We start from the raw sequence: 19035 nt of genomic DNA on the forward strand, positions 1-19035 counted from the left end.
AGGTGTCAGGCAGCTTCTTTGGTAGTGGCGGTAGTCAAGATAGTCAGCAGGGTTTGCGCTTGCTCGGCAGCGTCGCGGCCGAGGCTGGTCAGGTAGCCCCCGTCCGGCTGGTCGATCAGACCTTTGGTATGCAGGCGTTTGGCAGCGGCGATAGCAGCAGGCGCGGCGGTCTGGTGGACTTTCAGACCTTCCTTGGTGCTGTCCAAGGGGAAGAGTACAAGGATTTCCAGTTCGGCAACCAACTCAGGGGTATACGACATAAGGACTCCAGACTTTCTAAAATTTATTAGAGGCTAGCAGGCCATAAGGTGAACGCACTTTGCCGAACTGTCCAGTGTGTTACCGCTTGTTGGATTTATTGCTTTTCGGGCGGCAATTCCGGCAGAGCACGCAGTGCAGTTTCATACCATTCGGTATTGAAAGCACGGTCCTCTTCCAGCAGCGCGTCGATCTCCACCGCAAGCACGTGGGCCATCAGTTGCAGGATCTCTTCACGCTCATAACCCACCAGAGTCAGTTTGTTGAACGTAGCTTTGGCGGCAGGCGGGTTGTCGCTTTCGATCTGGTTTTCGATCGCTTCGATCAGTGTATTTTCGGTGAACTCTTCTTCGTCGTTGTCGATATCGGTCGGCTCGCTCATGGCAGGCTCCTCAAGGAAAGGGCGCCAGTCTACCGCCATTCAGGCAGTTGATGCTGCTGGCCAGTCGGGCTCCTTGGATCTATAACTCTTGCAGCCAACCCCACACCCGGCCTGGAGGCATTTGCAATGCTCAAGCTTTACGGATTTTCGGTCAGCAACTACTACAACATGGTCAAGCTGGCACTGCTGGAGAAAGGCCTGCCGTTCGAGGAAGTACCGTTTTACGCAGGCCAAACCCCTGAAGCTCTGGCCGTCAGCCCGCGCGGCAAGGTGCCGGTGCTGGGCGTCAAACAAGGGTTTATCAATGAAACCAGCGTGATCCTCGAATACATCGAGCAAACCCAGGAAGGCCCGTCGTTGCTGCCCGCCGACCCGTATCAGCGCGCCCAGGTGCTGGCGTTGTGCCGGGAGATCGAGCTGTACATCGAGTTGCCCGCCCGCGCGTGTTTTGCCGAAGCGTTCTTTGGTATGCCGGTGCCGGACGCGATCAAGGACAAAACCAGGGCGGAGTTGTTGCTGGGGGTTGGCTCTCTGGGTCGGCACGGCAAGTTCGCGCCCTATGTGGCGGGAGAGAGCTTCACGATTGCCGATCTGTATTTCATGTACAGCGTGAACCTCGCCTGCGCGGTGGGCGAGAAACTGTTTGGTCTGGATTTGCTGGCGGATTTGCCGAAGGCCAAGGCGTTGCTCGAGCGCCTGCATGAGATGCCTAACGCCAAGAGGGTGGCGGCGGACAGGGAGGCGGCGATGCCGGCGTTTATGGCGATGATTGCGGCCAAGAAGTAGTCGCCCACGGCCCAATCAAATGTGGGAGCGGGCTTGCTCGCGAAAGCGGTAGATCAGTCGACATCTCTGGCGACTGACACTCTGCATTCGCGAGCAAGCCCGCTCCCACATTTTGACCGAGTTGGTCTTAGGGATTACCGGCTGGCGAGCAGTGCCTGACCGCGCACAACGGCTGCCTTGACCTGCGCCGGCGCAGTGCCGCCCACGTGGTTGCGGGCATTCACCGAGCCTTCCAGGGTCAGCACGGCGAACACGTCCTGCTCGATCTGGTCGCTGAACTGGCGCAGTTCTTCCAGGCTCATTTCCGCCAGGTCTTTGCCGGTGTCCACGCCGTACTTCACGGCATGGCCGACGATTTCGTGGCAGTCACGGAACGGCAGGCCACGGCGTACCAGGTAGTCCGCCAGGTCGGTGGCAGTGGAGAAACCACGCAACGCCGCTTCACGCATGATCGCGTGCTTGGGCTTGATCGCCGGGATCATGTCGGCAAACGCACGCAACGAGTCGCGCAGGGTGTCGGCGGCGTCGAACAGCGGCTCTTTGTCTTCCTGGTTGTCCTTGTTGTAGGCCAGCGGTTGGCCTTTCATCAAGGTCAGCAGGCCCATCAGCGCGCCGAACACACGGCCGCTCTTGCCACGCACCAACTCCGGTACATCGGGGTTTTTCTTTTGCGGCATGATCGAGCTGCCGGTGCAGAAGCGGTCTGGCAGGTCGATGAACTGGAATTGCGCGCTGGTCCACAGCACCAACTCTTCTGAGAAACGCGACAGGTGCATCATCGCGATGCTGGCGGCGGCGCAGAATTCGATGGCGAAGTCGCGGTCCGACACGCCGTCCAGGGAGTTGCCGCCCACGGCGTCGAAGCCCAACAGCTGCGCGGTGTATTCGCGGTCAATCGGGTAAGTGGTGCCGGCCAGGGCAGCGCTGCCCAACGGCATGCGGTTAGCGCGCTTGCGGCAGTCCACCAGGCGCTCGTAGTCGCGGCTGAGCATTTCGAACCAGGCCAGCAAGTGGTGGCCGAAGGTCACGGGCTGCGCGGTTTGCAAGTGAGTGAAGCCGGGCATGATGGTGCCGGACTCCCGCTCGGCCTGCTCCAGCAGGCCTTTTTGCAGCCGGGTGATTTCGGCCAGGATCAGGTCGATCTCGTCACGCAGCCACAGGCGGATATCGGTAGCCACCTGGTCGTTGCGGCTGCGACCGGTGTGCAGTTTTTTGCCGGTCACACCGATGCGATCGGTGAGGCGGGCCTCGATGTTCATGTGCACGTCTTCCAGGTCGACGCGCCAGTCGAACGTGCCGGCTTCGATCTCACCGCGAATGGTGTTCAAACCGTCGATGATGCTGTCGCGCTCGGCGTCGGTCAGCACGCCGACCTTGGCCAGCATCGTGGCGTGGGCGATCGAGCCCATGATGTCGTGGCGGTACAGGCGCTGGTCGAAGGTGACGGAGGCGGTGAAGCGCGCGACGAAGGCGTCGACGGGTTCACTGAAGCGGCCGCCCCAGGACTGGTTGGTCTTGTCGGTGCTCATGGATTCGCTCGTGATCTGCTTAAAAGAGGCGTGGAGGTGTGCCGCCGATAATAACAGGGTTGCCCGTGGAGGCGATGCTGCGGGTGATCGGCATTTTTATTTGCGCCAAGGATGGCTAAGTGCCTTGCCGTCGAACGCATCCGGGACGAGACTGGAGGCAGGCGTTAATTGAAACGATATTTGACGATTGAGCAATATCGTCTCAGCGAGCGTCTACAGTTGCACTGATAGAGCGTGAATGCACCAAAGTCGGGTGATGCGGTCATAGCCCAGACTATCCATTAAAAAAGGGGGGTATTCGGATTGTGTATCAGCAAACCCTACGACGATGCCCAAAGGCAGCAGGTCTTGGGCGCAATTGAACAGGTCCGGGTAAATTTGGGTGCCGCTGCCGGGGCACTTTTTGCCGCTCGCGCTAGTCTTAGCGTGGATCGCTGTGACGCAAGTCACCGCACCTGTCTACGCTATCCTTGTGCGAGACTCACGCAGGAATCCAGCGCAATATGAATGTCCTGATCGTTGATGACGAACCCCAAGCCCGCGAGCGACTGAGCCGTCTGGTCAGTGAACTCGAGGGTTATACAGTCCTTGAACCGAGCGCCACTAACGGCGAAGAGGCATTGACGCTGATCGACAGCCTCAAGCCGGACGTGGTGTTGCTCGATATCCGCTTGCCGGGCCTTGATGGCCTGCAAGTCGCCGCCCGTTTGAGTGAGCGAGAATCGCCACCTGCCGTGGTGCTGTGCGCCGCACAAGAAGAGTTTTCCACCGAGACCCTGGAAGCCAGCGGTGTCAGCTTTATCGTCAAGCCGGTGACGGGCGAAGCGCTGCTCAAGGCTCTCAAGAAGGCCGAGCGCCCGAACCGCGTGCAACTCGCTGCGCTGACCCAGCCGGCCGCCCAAAGTGGCAACGGGCCGCGCAGCCATATCAGCGCGCGGACCCGTAAGGGCATCGAACTGATCCCGTTGGGCCAGGTGGTCTACTTTATTGCCGATCACAAGTACGTGACTCTGCGTCACGAGACCGGTGAAGTGTTGCTCGATGAGCCGCTCAAAGCCCTTGAAGATGAGTTTGGCGACCGCTTCGTGCGCATCCACCGCAATGCACTGGTGGCCCGCGAGCGAATAGAACGCCTGCAGCGTACGCCTTTGGGGCACTTCCAGCTGTTCCTGAAAGGGCTTAACGGCGATGCCTTGATCGTCAGCCGACGTCATGTCGCCGGCGTGCGCAAGATGATGCAGCAGCTTTAGCCCAAGGGCTGTAGCGAGGTCTGCATTCCCTTATCCCGGTGCGACGCGGCCAGGGAGGCCCCGCACTTGCTGATTCAAATCAAAGCGTGTTTGCCTGAGCTGTTATTATCTGCCGTATCTATTCAGTACGGATTGATCCATGTCCTCTCGCGAAATCCGCATCGCCACCCGTAAAAGCGCCCTGGCCTTGTGGCAGGCCGAATACGTCAAAGCACGCCTTGAACAGGCTCATCCAGGGCTTAAAGTAACCTTGGTGCCCATGGTCAGTCGCGGCGACAAGCTGCTCGACTCGCCGCTGTCGAAGATCGGCGGCAAGGGCTTGTTCGTCAAAGAGCTGGAAACCGCGCTGCTGGAAAACCAAGCCGACATCGCCGTGCATTCGATGAAAGACGTGCCCATGGACTTCCCCGAAGGCCTGGGCCTTTTTTGCATCTGCGAGCGCGAAGACCCGCGTGATGCCTTTGTGTCCAACACCTACGCGTCCCTGGATGAGCTGCCGTTGGGCAGTATCGTCGGCACCTCCAGCTTGCGTCGTCAGGCGCAATTGCTAACCCGTCGCCCTGACCTGCAAATCCGTTTTTTGCGCGGCAACGTCAACACCCGCCTGGCCAAGCTGGATGCCGGCGAATATGACGCGATCATCCTTGCGGCTGCCGGCTTGATCCGCCTGGGCTTTGAAGACCGCATTACCTCGGCTATCAGCGTAGAAGACAGCTTGCCTGCCGGCGGGCAGGGCGCAGTCGGCATTGAGTGCCGCACCGCTGACAGCGAAATTCATGCCCTGCTCAAACCTCTCGATCACCACGACACCGAAGTGCGTGTCACCGCCGAACGTGCCCTCAACAAGCACCTCAACGGTGGCTGCCAGGTGCCGATTGCCTGCTATGCAGTGCTTGAAGGTGAAAACCTCTGGCTGCGTGGCTTGGTCGGTGATCCGGACGGCGGCACGTTGCTCACCGCCGAGGTGCGTGGGCCACAGCGTGACGCGACCGCCTTGGGCATCCAGGTCGCAGAGGAGCTACTGGGCAAGGGCGCCGGCGCCATTCTGGAAAAAGTCTATGGCGAGGCCGGCCCGCAGTGACCGATTGGCGCGTGCTGCTGACGCGGCCCGCTGAAGAATCGGCGGCCGTGGCTGCGTTGTTGGCCGAAGCCGGTATTTTCAGCTGCAGCTTGCCGTTGCTGGATACCGAACCCTTGCCCATCACGCCCGAGCAGCAAGCTCTGTTTGCTGACCTGAGTCGCTACAGCGCGGTAATTGTGGTGAGCAAGCCGGCTGCACGCCTGGCTGTGCAGCAATTGCAGCAGCCCTGGCCTTCGTTGCCGTGGTTCAGCGTGGGCGCTGCCACTGCGCAGGTACTGGCCGATCACGGTCTCAACGTTCACTATCCGCAAACCGGCGACGACAGTGAGGCCTTGCTTGCCTTGCCGGCCTTGCGCGAGGCTGTCGCAGTGCCCGGTGCCCGGGTGTTAATTCTGCGTGGCGAGGGCGGCCGGGAGTTGCTGGCTGAGCGTTTGCGTGAGCAAGGTGCTAGTGTCGATTATCTGGAGTTGTATCGGCGTTTCCTCCCGGCCTACGCTGCCGGGGCGTTGATGCAACGCATCCAGTTGGAACGCTTGAACGGCCTGGTGGTCAGCAGTGGGCAGGGTTTTTTACACCTGCAAGCCCTGGCCGGCCCCGATTGGCCGAAGGTGGCGCAGCTGCCGTTGTTCGTGCCCAGCCCTCGCGTGTCTGAAATGGCGCGGGCCGCTGGAGCAGAAAAAGTTGTGGATTGTCGCGGCGCGAGTGCCGCGGCTTTGTTAGTGGCGTTGCGCAGCGCTGCCTCATAGGCATGCGGGGCCCACTCTCTGATACGCAAAGGACGGATACGTGAGCGAAACAGCCTTGCCTAAAGATGAAACCCAACCCGCACTTGATGCGCCGGTTGAGTCACAGGTCGCCGCGCCACGCCGTGGCAACGGCCTGGCGGTTGTGGCCCTGTTGCTCGGTGCCGCAGGCGTCGCCGCTGGCGGCTGGGGGATCTGGCAGGTCCGTGCCCTGCAAGCCAGCAGCCAGCAACAGCTGGGCCAGGTGCAGACTCTTGATGATCAATCCCAATCCCTCAAGCAAAGCCAGCAACAACTGGCGGCGCGTCTGGCGCAGTTGCCTGCGGCGGACGAGCTTGAGGAGCGCCGCCGCCTGGTCGCCCAATTGCAGGGTGACCAGCAGCGCCTGAGCCAACGCCTTGAAACCGTGTTGGGCGCCAGTCGCCAGGACTGGCGCCTGGCCGAAGCCGAACACCTGATCCGCCTGGCCAGCTTGCGTCTCTCTGCCTTGCAGGACATCAACAGCGCCCAGTCATTGGTCCAGGGTGCTGACGAAATTCTGCGCGAACAGAGTGACCCGGGCGCCTACGCCGCGCGTGAGCAGTTGGCCAAGAGCCTTGCCGCACTGCGCAGCACCGAGCAGCCCGACCGCACCGGCTTGTACTTGCAGCTGGCCGCACTGCGTGATCAGGTCGTAGCGCTAGCGGCTATCGCACCGGAGTATCAGCTCACCGAACCTGCGTCCGCAGGGCGCTCAAGCACCGATACGGAAAACCGCCTGAGCCAGTGGTGGGAGCAGATCTCTCGCTACTTCCGCATCGACTTCAACCCCGATGACAACATTCGTCCGCTGCTTGCCGGCCAAGGCTTGAATCAAGTGCGCCTGGCGTTGAGTCTGGCGCTGGAGCAAGCGCAGTGGGCCGCGCTTAACGGCGAAACAGCGGTGTACAGCCGCTCGCTCGGTGAGGCGCGCAGCGTGCTGCAGGACAACTTCAATCAGGACAACCCGCAGAGCAAGGCGATGCTGGCGCGCATTGCCGAGCTCGAGCCCAAGGCTGTCTCGGTGGTGACGCCGGACCTGGCCACCAGTCTGGCCGCTGTCCAGGCCTACCTTGAGCGCCGTCATCTGTCTGCCGATGAAGCCAAGGCGTCGGCGGGCACGCCGGCGACCAAGGAGTAGAGCCGATGAAGCGTTTCTATGTGGTCCTGGTGCTGGCGGTTGCGATCGCTCTGGCACTGGGCGTGGGTATTTCGAAACACACCGGCTACGTGCTGATTACCTATCCCCATCTGCTGCATTACGAGTCGAGCCTGTGGGCCACGCTGGTGGCGGTGTTTGCCGTTGTCCTGGTGATCTACCTGCTGCGTGTGCTGCTCAGTTTGCTCACCACTTCTGGTGGCGTGGTCAACCCGTGGTCGCGGCGTAACCGCAGCCGCCGTGTGCAGATAGCCATTGAACAAGGCCAGATGGACCTCGCCGAGGGCCGCTGGGCCAGCGCCGAACGCCACCTGCACCGCGCGGCTGAAGCCGAGCGTCAGCCATTGTTGTACTACCTCGGCGCTGCACGGGCTGCCAACGAACAGGGCCGGTATGCAGAGTCCGACGATTTGCTGGAGCGTGCTTTGGAGCGCCAGCCACAGGCGGAACTGGCTGTGGCCCTGAGCCATGCGCAACTGCAAATGGACCGTGGCGACACTGAAGGTGCGCTGGTGACGTTGCAGGCCATGTACGAGCGTCACCCGCATAACGCGCAGGTGTTGCGCCAATTGCAGCGTCTGCATCAGCAGCGGGGCGATTGGCCGTCGGTGATTCGTTTGTTGCCTGAGCTGCGTAAGGACAAAGTGCTTCCCGCTGCTGAACTGGCCGAACTTGAGCGCCGTGCCTGGGGTGAAAACCTTGGGCTGGCGGTCGAGCGTGAAGAGCAGGGCGAAGCAGGGTTGCAGTCTTTGGAACGGGCGTGGGAGCAACTCACCTCCGCTCAGCGCCAAGAGCCGCAACTGGTGTTGGCTTACGCTGAGCAACTGCGCCGGCTGGGTGCTGACGCCAAGGCCGAGGAAGTCCTGCGTGGCGCCATCAAGCGTGGCTATGATAGCCATCTGATCCGGCTGTACGGTTTGCTGCGTGGCAGTGACCCGGGCCGTCAGCTCAAATTCGCCGAAGGCTGGCTCAAGGATCATCCGGGGGATGCCAGCCTGTTGCTGACGCTAGGTCGCCTGTGTCTGCAAAACAGCCTGTGGGGCAAAGCACGCGACTATCTGGAAAGCAGCCTGCAGGTGCAGCGTAATCCCGAAGCGTGTGCAGAGCTGGCGCGCTTGCTGGCCCAGTTGGGCGATACCGAGCGCAGCAACCAGTTGTTCCAGGAAGGCCTGGGGCTTCTGGACAGCCGCTTGCTGGCATCACCGCTGCCGGTACCTGCGCGAGTGTAAGAATGAAAGCAAGGTTGGCTCGGACACTTCTGAGGGCCAACCTTTCTTTATCGCGTAAAACCCGGGCACTAAAGCTCTGAGTAGCAAATTCCTACCGCCAACTGCTTGAAGTCATCCAGCTTCTGACGGCATATCCCTAGGCTGTTGCGGAATTGTCTGCTCTGGCGCGTATTGAAAGGAGTCAGGCCTTTACTCTACCGTAAGGGTCTATCTCTTGCGGTACGGATAACAATGTCTTTGGCCCCTTCACGCTCCCTGTTTCTCCTGGCCTTCCTGGCTGGTGCGCTGACGTTGGGTGCGTCTTTTTATCTTGAGTTCGGCGCACTCTTGCGCCCTTGCTTCCTGTGCCAGGTACAGCGCATCTTTTTAGCCGCCTTCACGCTGATCAACCTGTCTGCGGCGATTCATAACCCAAAACGCTCAGGGGCCTACCTCTACGGATTGGCCAGCATGGGCAGCGCACTGCTCGGGGCCATCACCGCGGTACGCCAGGTGCTGCTACAAAATGCCGCGCCGGAGCAGGTCAACGAGTGCTGGCCCAGCCTTCACTACATGATTGAAAACCTGTCGTTATGGCAAGCACTGCAACTGACGGTCAAGGGCACCGTGGACTGCGTGGAACTCAACTGGACACTGTTTGACCTGAGCTTGCCCGAATGGAGCTTGTTGTTCTTTTTGGCGATGCTGATTCTCGGCATCATGCAGTTTTCACGATTGTTGCCGGGTCGCCGTTTACACCCTGCGAGGTACTGAAAATTCGCCGTAATGTGTAGGACGGGATTAAACACTTGTATGAACTTTCTCTCCTGCGTACCTTGAAGCCATAGTCATGCGGGCATAATCTGGCCCGCACGCGTTATAGAAACCGTTTGTGACATGCGGCCTTGTCCGGCTGCCGCCTCAATGTTTGAGGTGTTGCGCGGGCACTGGCGGCAGCGCCCCTATAGGGAAGAGAGATCACCATGCTGGAAAGTTGTCAGAATGCTCAGGAACGCTGGGGTGGAGTGCACAAGCTGATCGACAGCTGGTTGAAGGCACGTCACGATCTGGTTCGAGCCTTTGATGCTCTTGGCGCCAAGCCCGAGGCACTGGCTGAGAATCGCGAACCGTTGCAGGATTTTTGCGCTGTCCTGGTGGACTACGTGTCAGCGGGCCATTTTGGTATCTACGAGCAACTGACCAAGGAAGCGGAAGCTTTTGATGATCAGCGTGGCCTTGAACTGGCAGAGACGATCTACCCGCGTATTGATGTGATCACCGAGAAGCTGCTGGCCTTCACCGATCTGTGTGATGCCGGCAATTGTGTTGCTGAAAAATTCAAAGAATTGGGCGCGCTGTTGCATGAGCGCTTCGAGTTGGAAGACTGCCTGATCGAAGTACTGCACAACGCTCACAACGAAGAGTCGGCCGCCCAGGCTTGACCCTCTGAGTGAGATAAAAAACGGTGCGCATGGCGCACCGTTTTTTATTGGGTCAGTGGCGAGAGCCGAGCAATTCGATCTCGAATACCAGTGGCGTATACGGCGGGATCAACTCACCCGCACCGTCGGCGCCATAGGCCTGAGCCGAGGGAATGACCAAGCGCCATTTCGCGCCTGCCGGCATCTGCTGCAGCGCGCTGCTCCAGCCGCTGATCACACTGTCCAGGCGAAACCATTGGGGCTGTGTGCTCTTGTCGAAAACGGTCCCATCGGGCAGCCGTCCTACGTAATTGACTTGCACCTCATCAGTCGCCAACGGTTTGCTGCCGTTGCCGGGCGCCAGTTCGGTGAGCAGGATGCCATCTGCCAGTTCACGCACGCCGCTGCCGGCTTTTTCCTTGGCTAAAAATTGCTGTTCGGCAGCCAGCGCTTTTTCGCTTTGTGGAACCTCGGCGTCGGCTGCGTTTTGTGCTTCGTGTTGGGCGAGGATCTGTTCGATGCGTGCATCATCCAGCGCCAATGGCTTGCCCTGGTAGGCTTGCTTGAGGCCATCGAGCAGGGCTTGGATCTGCAGGTCGGGCACCTGCTGGCGCAAGCGCTCGCCGAGGCTTGCACCCAAACTGTAGGCAAGGTCGTGTGGGTCTTGAACAGTAGTTTTGGACGGCGATTGTTCGCCTGCATTGGCCACACCAATCGCCAAGCCCAGCACTAAAAAAAGATAACGCGACATGCTGCTTCTCCCGCCGAAAGTGCGACGGATTATGCCAGTGTGAGTGGGCAAAAAGTGGCGCAGTTTTTTGTTATATCGATAAGAATTTACTCACGGTGCAACGCAAGGCAAACGATACTGTCAACATGCCCTAGCGGCGGTAAGAGCAGAGGGCTAGTATGAGCCGCACCCACGTCAGCCAGGAGGTAAACCATGTCGGCCAAACAGAAGCCTGTTAATACCCCGTTGCATTTACTCCAACAACTTTCGGGCAGCTTGCTCGAACATCTGGAAAGCGCCTGTTCCCAAGCGTTGGCCGATGCAGAAAAACTGCTCGCCAAGCTGGAAAAACAACGCGGTAAAGCGCAAGAAAAGCTGCACAAATCCCGCACCAAACTGCAAGACGCCGCGACTGCCGGCAAAGCCAAGGCACAAGCCAAAGCCAAAGACGCCGTCAAAGAACTTGAGGACTTGCTGGACGCTCTCAAGGATCGCCAAGCTGAAACCCGCACTTACATTTCTCAACTCAAAAAAGATGCTCAGGAAAGCCTGAAACTGGCCCAGGGCGTTGGTCGAGTGAAAGAAGCTGTGGCCAAAGTATTGGGCGCCCGTACCCCGGCAAAAGCTGCCGCGTCGAAAGCTCCAGCCAAGGCTGCGGCCAAGCCAGCTGCTAAAGCTGCTGCTGCAAAACCAGCCGCCAAGCCAGCTGCTAAAACTGCTGCTGCCAAACCAGCCGCCAAGCCAGTTGCTAAAACCGCTGCTGCCAAACCAGCCGCCAAGCCAGCTGCTAAAACTGCTGCTGCCAAACCAGCCGCCAAGCCAGCTGCTAAAACCGCTGCTGCGAAACCAGCCGCCAAGCCAGCTGCTAAAACTGCTGCTGCGAAACCAGCCGCCAAGCCAGCTGCTAAAACCGCTGCTGCGAAACCAGCCGCCAAGCCAGCTGCTAAAACCGCTGCTGCGAAACCAGCCGCCAAGCCAGCTGCTAAAACTGCTGCTGCGAAACCAGCCGCCAAGCCAGTTGCTAAAACTGCTGCTGCCAAACCAGCCGCCAAGCCAGTTGCCAAAACCGCTGCTGCGAAACCAGCCGCCAAGCCAGTTGCTAAAACCGCTGCTGCGAAACCAGCCGCCAAGGCAGCGGCTAAAACCGCTGCTGCAAAACCAGCTGCCAAGCCAGCGGCTAAACCTGCTGCTGCGAAGCCAGTTGCCAAGCCGGCTGCTAAACCTGCTGCTGCCAAACCAGCTGCCAAGCCGGCGGCTAAACCTGCTGCTGCGAAACCAGCGGTCAAGCCAGCAGCTAAACCGGCTGCTGCAAAGCCAGCTGCTGCCAAGCCTGCCCCGGCCAAGCCAGCAACTCCGGCAGCCGCGCCTGCCGCCCCGGCAGCGTCCAGCGCTCCAACTGCATCGGCCAGCAGCACTCCTGCACCGGTAGCGCCAAGCACCACCCCAACCAGCGCTTCCTAAGTGCGGGTGGCCGCGACGCGCAGCTGCTGCAGCGCGTCGTGGTCAAGGTTGGCGGCTTCGGTCGCCAAGCCTTCCAGCCATTTCGGCTGACTCTCTTCCCCAGTCGGCCATGCCTGTGTCAACACTTCCAGGCGCGCTAGCAATTCCCGTTCGGCCTCCAACTCCAGAGCTTTGACTCGCTCGCGTAACGCTGCCAGAGGCACATCCTGTTGCGCCATGGTTCGCCATTGCCTGCGTATCTGTCGCAACGGTTCGACCACCGCCTGCTGCCATGGCCGGGCAAGCTGCTGCAGTGCCTCAATGCGCCCAGGTTCAAGCGCTACACTGCGCCGCTCCAGCCACGCACCACACAGCAACAGGCACACATCCGCGCCTTGTTCCTGCAAGCGCAGGCAAGCGGCTTCGCACCCGGGGCGGGCGTAAATCGAAAGGGCAAAGCTCCACAGGTCAGCGCACATATTCACACCCAAGCCAGCGGCCAACGAAGCTGGTAGACTCCGCCGCCATTATGATCCGACTTCAAAGCCTAACATTACAGCGTGGCCCGCAACGTCTTCTTGAAGACGCCGAGCTGACCCTGCACGCCGGTCACAAAGCCGGCCTGATCGGTGCCAACGGCGCCGGCAAATCCACGCTGTTCGCCCTGTTGCTGGGTGAGCTGACCCCGGACTCCGGGGACTGCTTGCTGCCGGCCGACTGGCGCATTGCCCATATGCGCCAGGAGATCGACACCCTCGACCGCATTGCGATCGACTACGTGCTCGATGGCGACCTGCGCCTGCGCCAGGTGCAACACGACCTCGCCGAGGCCGAGAAAGCCCAGGACGGCGCCGCCCAGGCCCGCCTGCACTCGGAGCTGGACAGTGCCGACGGCTACACCGCCGACGCCCGCGCCCGCAAGATGCTGGCCGGCCTTGGGTTCACCAACGAACAGATGGATCGCCCGGTCGCCGACTTCTCCGGTGGCTGGCGCATGCGCCTGAACCTGGCCCAGGCACTGATGTGCCCTTCGGACTTGCTGCTGCTCGACGAACCGACCAACCACTTGGACCTCGATGCGATCCTGTGGCTGGAAGACTTCCTCAAGAACTATCAGGGCACCTTGCTGCTGATTTCCCACGACCGGGACTTCCTCGACGCCGTGGTCGACAACATTGCTCACGTCGAACAGAAGAAAATCACCCTGTACCGTGGCGGCTACACCGCGTTCGAACGCGCCCGCGCCGAACGCCTGGCCCAGCAGCAACAAGCCTTTGAGAAGCAACAGGCGCAACGTGCGCACATGGAAAGCTACATCGCCCGGTTCAAGGCCCAGGCCACCAAGGCCCGCCAGGCCCAGAGCCGGATCAAGGCGCTGGAGCGCATGGAAGAGCTGTCGGCGGCCCATGTCGATTCGCCGTTCGACTTTGTATTCCGTGAATCGGTGAAGATCTCCAGCCCACTCCTGGACCTGTCGGACGCCCGCCTGGGTTATGGCGACAAAACCATTCTGGAAAAGGTCAAGCTGCAGCTCACACCGGGTGCGCGTATCGGCTTGCTCGGCCCTAACGGCGCGGGCAAATCGACGCTGATCAAGAACCTGTCCGGCGAGCTTGAGCCTTTGGCCGGCCGCCTGACCCGTGGCGAGAACACGGTGGTGGGCTACTTCGCCCAGCATCAGTTGGACTCTCTTGACTCCAAAGCGAGCCCGTTGCTGCACCTGCAGCGTCTGGCGCCGACCGAGCGTGAGCAAACGTTGCGCGACTTCCTCGGCGGTTTCGACTTCCGTGGCGCACGCATCGATGAGCCGGTGCTGAATTTCTCGGGTGGCGAAAAAGCCCGTCTGGCCCTGGCGTTGATTGCCTGGGACAGGCCGAACCTGCTGCTGCTCGACGAACCGACCAACCACCTGGACCTGGAGATGCGCCTGGCGTTGACCATGGCCTTGCAGGAGTTCAGCGGTGCGGTGCTGGTGGTGTCTCACGATCGGCACTTGCTCAAGAGCACCACCGACAACTTCCTGCTGGTGGCTGACGGCAAGGTCGAAGAGTTCGACGGCGACCTGGACGACTATGCGCGCTGGCTGACCGATTACCGCCTGCGCAACGCGCCGGTGAGTAACACCCCGGTCAACCCCGACAAGACCGACAAGAAGGCCCAGCGCCAGGCCGCTGCCGCCCTGCGCCAGCAGCTGGCACCGCACAAGCGTGAAGCCGACAAGCTGGAAGCTGAGCTGGGCAAGGTGCATGAGCGCCTGGCCAAAATCGAAACCAGCCTGGGCGACAGCGCCGTCTACGAGGCGGCGCGCAAGGACGAACTGCGCGACCTGCTGGCCGAACAGGCCAAGCTCAAGGTGCGCGAAGGGCAGTTGGAGGAGACTTGGATGGAAGCCCTCGAAGTGCTCGAAACCTTGCAAGCGGAGCTGGAGGCGCTGTCCTGATGGAAGCGTTGCAGTTGCCGCTGCCGGCACAATGGGTCGCGCCGATCTGGGTCGGCGTGCAGATCCTGCTGATCCTGCTGGCGGGTTATTTCGCCCAGCGCTTCGTGGCCAAGGGCCTGAATCGACTGGGTGAACGCTACCCGTTGCCGCCGCAGTTGCTGATGCCACTGCGTGGCGGCCTGCGCTGGTTGATCATGGGCAGTGCGCTGATTTTTGTGCTGGAGCGCCTGGGCGTGTCCGCCACCGTATTGTGGACGGCGCTGTCGGGGTTTGTCGCCGTCGCAGCCGTGGCGTTTTTTGCCATGTGGTCGGTGCTGTCCAACCTGCTGTGTGCAATTTTGATCTTCACTGTCGGGCCGTTTCGCCTCGGGGATATCGTCGAGCTGGTGGATACCGTCGACAAGCCGGGTGTAAAAGGCCGCGTGGTGGCGATTAACTTGCTCTACACCACACTGATCGAAGTGGCGGAGGCTGGCACTGACAGTGCGATGGTGCAGGTGCCCAACAGCCTGTTCTTCCAGCGCTCGGTGCGGCGTTGGCCAGGTACCCACGTGTTTCCAGGCGACCGCTAGCATTCGCCTCTTGTAAAAAATCTATAGCCAGCCTTTGCTCGGCGGAGTTAGCTTAAGCCCTACTCGCAAACTCCCTCCTGAGGTGTGTAATGGCACTCGACACATGGCTGGCCTTTTTCCTGGCCAGTTGGATCATCTCCCTTTCCCCCGGCGCCGGTGCCATCGCTTCGATGTCCAGTGGCCTGCAATACGGTTTCCTGCGCGGCTACTGGAACGCCATTGGCTTGCAATTGGGCCTGGCGATGCAGATCGCCGTGGTGGCGGGCGGCCTGGGTGCCATTCTTGCGGCGTCTTCGACCGCGTTTTACGCGATCAAGTGGTTTGGTGTGGCGTACCTGGTGTACCTGGCCATCAAACAGTGGCGCGCGTTGCCAATGGACATGAGCGAGGATGCGACGATACGCCCGATCGGCAAGCCGATGGCGATGATGTTCCGTGGTTTCCTGGTCAACGCCAGTAACCCCAAGGCACTGGTGTTCATGCTGGCGGTTCTGCCGCAGTTCGTGAATCCGCAGGCGCCACTGCTGGTGCAGTACCTGATCCTGGGCGCAACCATGATCAGCGTCGATATGATCGTGATGGCGGGCTATACGGGGCTTGCGTCGAAAGTCTTGCGGCTGCTGCGTACGCCCAAGCAGCAAAAACGTATGAACCGCACGTTTGCCGGCTTGTTTGTGGGGGCGGCGGGGTTTCTGGCCAGCTTGCATCGCGCAACGGCGTAACTGAATAAACCAAAATTGTGGGAGCGGGCTTGCTCGCGAATGCAGAGTATCCGTCAACAGATTCATTGACTGACCCACCGCATTCGCGAGCAAGCCCGCTCCCACATTTGGTTGTGTTGCCAGTGAAATCGTATTTCAGCGCAGAATCTTCGGCGCTTCATCCCTTGGCAGGTTATTGCGCAGTGCAGGCTTGCCCGGGGCTTCGTAGCCACCACCCAGTTGCTCCGCCAGTTGGCGCGCCACATCCTCACCCAGTGCTTTCGACACTTCCCGCACCACGCGCGGCCGGTTCAGGCTCACGCGCACGTCACGGTTGTTCACCAGCTTGGTGTCCTGGCCTTCACCCATGGCGGTAAACGCCGAAGTGATCTCGAAGGTGCGGGTATTGATCAGGCTGAAATCGGCCACCAACGTCAGCCCCAGCACCGCCGAGTAGCTGTTGGTGTGGTCCAGGGCGTTGATGTCCTGGGTGAAGTCGATGTCTGACAGGGTGCCGAACAGCACGTAGTCCGCGCCCTTGAAGTTACCGGCCTTGATGCGTTTGATCACGTCATAGACGTCACCTTTGGCGTCGGCGGTGTAGGGCGTGCCTTGCACCAGCTGAAACTGGTGCGACTTGAGGATCTCGCCCTTGATATCGCCGCTGAATTTACGCAGCTCGGCCTGTTCGATGTAGCTGGTGCGGCTCTCGTACTCGCTGTAGCTCGAAGCCCCGCTGGCGCTGTAGGCACTGGCCTGGAAATTGTTGCTGGCCGACACCGCGTGGATGTACTCCTCCACGCGCGCCTCGTAGGCCAGGTCGGTGACCGCGATCTTCGGGGCGGCCGAGGCGCCAAAGGCGCACAGCAGGCCGATCATGCCGATCCATGCACGCATTGCTTAGCGCTCCGTGGTCTTGCGGATTTCTTTCTCGTCCATCCATTCGGCCAAGCCGCTTTCAACGTCGATCAGTTGCAGGCTGAACTTGTAAAACACGTCCTTGTAGTCCGAGCTGCGCTTGACGATGGAGCTGATGGAGCCTTCCAGGCGGTACTTGGCGGCAACCATGTTGCCGGTCTTGCTCACCGTGGATTTCTTGTACAGGCCGCTCTGGTTTTGCAGCTTGAGCTGGTCGACCTGGCTTTGCATGTCGGTGTTGTCACTGGCGAAACGTGCGGTGCTGGTTTTCATCAGCTGGGTCTTGATCGACGTGGTGATTTCGCGGGTATCGATGTACTCGCTGGTCTTGTTCTTCACGTCATAGACCTGCACCACCGGGCGGCCTTGCAGGATGCCGGACTGGGCCAGTGAGCGGGTCATGCTTTCGGCGATCATCTGCAGGTCGGTGGAGCCGAACTCGTTGGTCACCAGTTCCACGGCTTTGGAGTCGCCGTAGCTGATGTTTTTGCCGCCGAGTACCGGCGAGGTGTTGGAGCAACCGCTGGCCAGAAGGGCGACGACGGCGAGAATCGAGAAGCGTGCAAACATGGGGAAATCTCTCTGAATACGGTTAGCGCAACGGCTCAAGGGGTTTTCACTTCGAGGCGGAAGTCAGCGGCCTGGGGCAGGTTGGCGATGGCCGGCAGGAAAGTCGCCTGGTTGGCGTACAGGTTCAGCACTTTCCAGGTTTCTTCATCGCCCACCGGGAAGCCGTCGGCGCCCAGCCAGGCGAAGCGGTAGTACATCATCTGGTTGCTGCTGGTGATGTTGCTCAACTGCACCTTGGCAGTCAGGAAGCCATTTTCGCGGGCCACGCGGATGGCACCGACGGCGATGCCCTTGAACTTGCCCATCACCACGATTTTGCTGGCGGCGCTGCCGGGCTCCGGTGGCGGCGGGGTGGCGCAGCCGGCGAGCAGGATCAGCGCCAGGGCGCCGAGGATGAAATGACGCATAACGTGCTCCTTAAGGTTGTTTGAGGGCGATAGCCTGAGCTGAAGTACTCGGCACTACATGGGCGGCAAGGCCACCGGCGAACACCTGGTTGCCGACCACGCGCAGGGTGATCACCTGATAGCGCTGGTCGGCCTTGACCGTCACCCGCGTGCCGCCCAGGGCATTAGGCAGGCTGACCTGGTGCTCGCCGTGCTTGAGGCGCAGGCGTGTCACTTGGGTCATGTCCGGGAGGGTGCGCCAGGTGCGGGTGTCGGCGCCTTCGGTCACGGCCGAGGCGATGCCCAGCACCAGGCCCGCCATAGGGTTGGTCTTGTTCAGGTTGTTTTGTGTCACGCCACGGCTGACCGCCCGCACGGTGGTGCGCAGGATGATCCCCGGCATGTCATCACGCAGGGCGCGGCGGGACATGGCGGTGGTGCTATTGAGCGCGGTGAGGTTCTGCTGCTTGCCGTCGACGCCGATCTGGCCGAAGGCCTGGGTGGAGTTGTCGGCCTTGATCACCGGGAACGACAGCGGGGTGATCACCAAATGGCCGTCAATCGGAATCGGCAGCGGCAGGCGGATCGAGTCTCGCGCCGGTGCCAGGCCACTCTGCACCACGATGAGTACATCGGTCTCGTCGGCGCCGACTTTCGACTTGTCCAGGTCCAGCAGCGCCTGCTCCAGCAGCGGTGTGTTGGGGCGCAACTCGGCCGCCTTGCGATAGCCCGGCGCAGCCAGGTCCTTTTCACCCAGGGCTTCATAGACAAAGCCTGCCAGGTAATGGCTGAACGCACTCTGGTAGCTGTTCTTCAGGCCGACCACTTCCGGTGCGTCGAGTGCTTCCACCGGGTAGCCGCGCAGGTCTTTGATCTGGGTAGTGACGCCCTGGCGCTCGGCTTCGTTTTCGCGCTTGAGGTATTCCTTGTCCCGCAGGTCGGCGATCACGGCTTCGCGCTCGTGGGTCTTCTTGATCTCGGTGCGGGCGCCGTCGAAATCATTCAAGGCCAGCAGGTTCAGGGCCATCTGGGTGGTCAGCATGACTTTTTCGTAGTCATAACCTTCGTAGCGACGCACTTTGTCGTTGACCAGGAAGCTGCCGAACTGGGCGAGGTACTTTTCGCTGTCGAACTTGACCGATTCTTCCCACTTGAACACTTGCAGGTCGGCGCTGCGCCAGGCGGTCTGGCTGCCGGTGAGGTCGCCTTTGGCGCGCAACAACTCGCCCTTTTCAAAAAAGTAGAGCAGGTCCTTGTCTTCGCCGGTGTTGTTCTTTTCCAGCAGGGTCAGGGCGCCGTCGACGTTGCCGGTGGCCAACTGCTGGTTGGTGGCTTGCAGCTCGGTATCGTAGCTGCGAAACATTGAACAACCGGAGAGCAAGGTAACCGCCGCGAGTGTCAGCGGGGTTAAGGCGCGAAATGCCATGCAAACTTCTTCCCTGA

21 protein-coding genes are annotated in these 19035 nt (G+C 60.7%); 12 read left to right on the forward strand and 9 right to left on the reverse strand.

Annotated elements, in window-relative coordinates; all coding sequences use genetic code 11:
- Positions 1–5: 5 nt before the first annotated feature.
- The gene (locus tag FFI16_RS27770; protein ID WP_138813338.1) at positions 6–260 is read right to left on the reverse strand and encodes a TIGR02647 family protein; all 255 of its coding nucleotides are present in this window, start codon (positions 258–260) and stop codon (positions 6–8) included.
- A gap of 95 nt (positions 261–355) precedes the next feature.
- Positions 356–640: a hypothetical protein gene (locus FFI16_RS27775; RefSeq protein ID WP_138813339.1), complete on the reverse strand. Its 285-nt coding sequence runs from the start codon at positions 638–640 to the stop codon at positions 356–358.
- 126 nt (positions 641–766) lie between these two features.
- On the opposite strand from FFI16_RS27775, the gene FFI16_RS27780 reads away from it, so the two are divergent.
- The gene (locus tag FFI16_RS27780) at positions 767–1426 is read left to right on the forward strand and encodes a glutathione S-transferase family protein (protein WP_138813340.1); all 660 of its coding nucleotides are present in this window, start codon (positions 767–769) and stop codon (positions 1424–1426) included.
- Positions 1427–1560: 134 nt separating this feature from the next.
- Here the strand turns inward: FFI16_RS27780 and argH are convergent, their stop codons facing one another.
- On the reverse strand, positions 1561–2955 hold the full coding sequence (gene argH, locus FFI16_RS27785; RefSeq protein ID WP_138813341.1) for an argininosuccinate lyase: 1395 nt from the start codon (positions 2953–2955) through the stop codon (positions 1561–1563).
- Positions 2956–3458: 503 nt separating this feature from the next.
- On the opposite strand from argH, the gene FFI16_RS27790 reads away from it, so the two are divergent.
- The 7 genes from FFI16_RS27790 (at position 3459) to rsd (ending at position 9856) form a co-directional block, all read left to right on the forward strand.
- Positions 3459–4205 (forward strand): LytTR family DNA-binding domain-containing protein, encoded by a 747-nt coding sequence (locus FFI16_RS27790; protein WP_138813342.1) that lies wholly within the window; start codon positions 3459–3461, stop codon positions 4203–4205.
- Between the two features lie 139 nt (positions 4206–4344).
- Positions 4345–5286, forward strand: coding sequence for a hydroxymethylbilane synthase (gene hemC, locus FFI16_RS27795; RefSeq protein ID WP_138813343.1), 942 nt, complete (start codon positions 4345–4347; stop codon positions 5284–5286).
- Positions 5283–6032 carry a uroporphyrinogen-III synthase gene (locus tag FFI16_RS27800; protein WP_138813344.1) on the forward strand — a complete coding sequence of 250 codons (750 nt, stop codon included), beginning with the start codon at positions 5283–5285 and terminating at the stop codon, positions 6030–6032. The genes hemC and FFI16_RS27800 overlap by 4 nt, the downstream gene beginning before the upstream one ends.
- A gap of 40 nt (positions 6033–6072) precedes the next feature.
- On the forward strand, positions 6073–7188 hold the full coding sequence (locus FFI16_RS27805) for a uroporphyrinogen-III C-methyltransferase (protein ID WP_138813345.1): 1116 nt from the start codon (positions 6073–6075) through the stop codon (positions 7186–7188).
- 5 nt (positions 7189–7193) lie between these two features.
- Complete coding sequence (locus FFI16_RS27810; protein WP_138813346.1) at positions 7194–8435, forward strand: heme biosynthesis protein HemY; 1242 nt, start codon at positions 7194–7196, stop codon at positions 8433–8435.
- A 231-nt stretch (positions 8436–8666) separates the two neighbouring features.
- Entirely contained in the window at positions 8667–9188 is a 522-nt protein-coding gene (locus tag FFI16_RS27815) for a disulfide bond formation protein B (protein WP_138813347.1), read from the forward strand.
- Between the two features lie 209 nt (positions 9189–9397).
- Positions 9398–9856 (forward strand): sigma D regulator, encoded by a 459-nt coding sequence (gene rsd, locus FFI16_RS27820; RefSeq protein ID WP_138813348.1) that lies wholly within the window; start codon positions 9398–9400, stop codon positions 9854–9856.
- Positions 9857–9908: 52 nt separating this feature from the next.
- Here rsd and FFI16_RS27825 read toward each other — a convergent pair whose 3' ends face one another.
- A complete protein-coding gene (locus FFI16_RS27825) occupies positions 9909–10586 on the reverse strand; it encodes an FKBP-type peptidyl-prolyl cis-trans isomerase (protein WP_138813349.1) in 678 nt (225 codons plus the stop codon).
- A gap of 192 nt (positions 10587–10778) precedes the next feature.
- Here FFI16_RS27825 and FFI16_RS27830 point away from each other — a divergent pair, with 192 nt between their 5' ends.
- Complete coding sequence (locus FFI16_RS27830; RefSeq protein ID WP_138813350.1) at positions 10779–12026, forward strand: AlgP family protein; 1248 nt, start codon at positions 10779–10781, stop codon at positions 12024–12026.
- On the opposite strand, the gene FFI16_RS27835 is transcribed toward FFI16_RS27830, so the two are convergent.
- Positions 12023–12484, reverse strand: coding sequence for a TIGR02444 family protein (locus tag FFI16_RS27835; protein ID WP_138813351.1), 462 nt, complete (start codon positions 12482–12484; stop codon positions 12023–12025). The two genes, FFI16_RS27830 and FFI16_RS27835, sit on opposite strands and share 4 nt — an antisense overlap.
- Positions 12485–12534: 50 nt before the next feature.
- Here FFI16_RS27835 and FFI16_RS27840 point away from each other — a divergent pair, with 50 nt between their 5' ends.
- From FFI16_RS27840 to FFI16_RS27850, 3 genes are all read left to right on the forward strand, one after another.
- Positions 12535–14445, forward strand: coding sequence for an ATP-binding cassette domain-containing protein (locus FFI16_RS27840; protein ID WP_056860786.1), 1911 nt, complete (start codon positions 12535–12537; stop codon positions 14443–14445).
- Positions 14445–15017 (forward strand): mechanosensitive ion channel family protein, encoded by a 573-nt coding sequence (locus tag FFI16_RS27845; protein ID WP_138813352.1) that lies wholly within the window; start codon positions 14445–14447, stop codon positions 15015–15017. The genes FFI16_RS27840 and FFI16_RS27845 overlap by 1 nt, the downstream gene beginning before the upstream one ends.
- An 89-nt stretch (positions 15018–15106) precedes the next feature.
- On the forward strand, positions 15107–15739 hold the full coding sequence (locus FFI16_RS27850; protein WP_017135232.1) for a LysE family transporter: 633 nt from the start codon (positions 15107–15109) through the stop codon (positions 15737–15739).
- Positions 15740–15874: 135 nt separating this feature from the next.
- On the opposite strand, the gene FFI16_RS27855 is transcribed toward FFI16_RS27850, so the two are convergent.
- Genes FFI16_RS27855 through FFI16_RS27870 form a run of 4 tightly spaced genes read right to left on the reverse strand, consistent with a single transcriptional unit; the run spans position 15875 to position 19018 of the window.
- Positions 15875–16615 (reverse strand): penicillin-binding protein activator LpoB, encoded by a 741-nt coding sequence (locus FFI16_RS27855; protein WP_138813353.1) that lies wholly within the window; start codon positions 16613–16615, stop codon positions 15875–15877.
- 3 nt (positions 16616–16618) lie between these two features.
- A complete protein-coding gene (lpoB, locus tag FFI16_RS27860) occupies positions 16619–17206 on the reverse strand; it encodes a penicillin-binding protein activator LpoB (RefSeq protein WP_138813354.1) in 588 nt (195 codons plus the stop codon).
- 35 nt (positions 17207–17241) lie between these two features.
- A complete protein-coding gene (locus FFI16_RS27865; RefSeq protein ID WP_003214024.1) occupies positions 17242–17613 on the reverse strand; it encodes a YcfL family protein in 372 nt (123 codons plus the stop codon).
- A 10-nt stretch (positions 17614–17623) separates the two neighbouring features.
- Complete coding sequence (locus FFI16_RS27870; RefSeq protein WP_138813355.1) at positions 17624–19018, reverse strand: COG3014 family protein; 1395 nt, start codon at positions 19016–19018, stop codon at positions 17624–17626.
- Positions 19019–19035 lie beyond the last annotated feature (17 nt).

Origin of the sequence: Pseudomonas sp. KBS0710 (assembly GCF_005938045.2) — a bacterium.
GTDB lineage: Bacteria > Pseudomonadota > Gammaproteobacteria > Pseudomonadales > Pseudomonadaceae > Aquipseudomonas.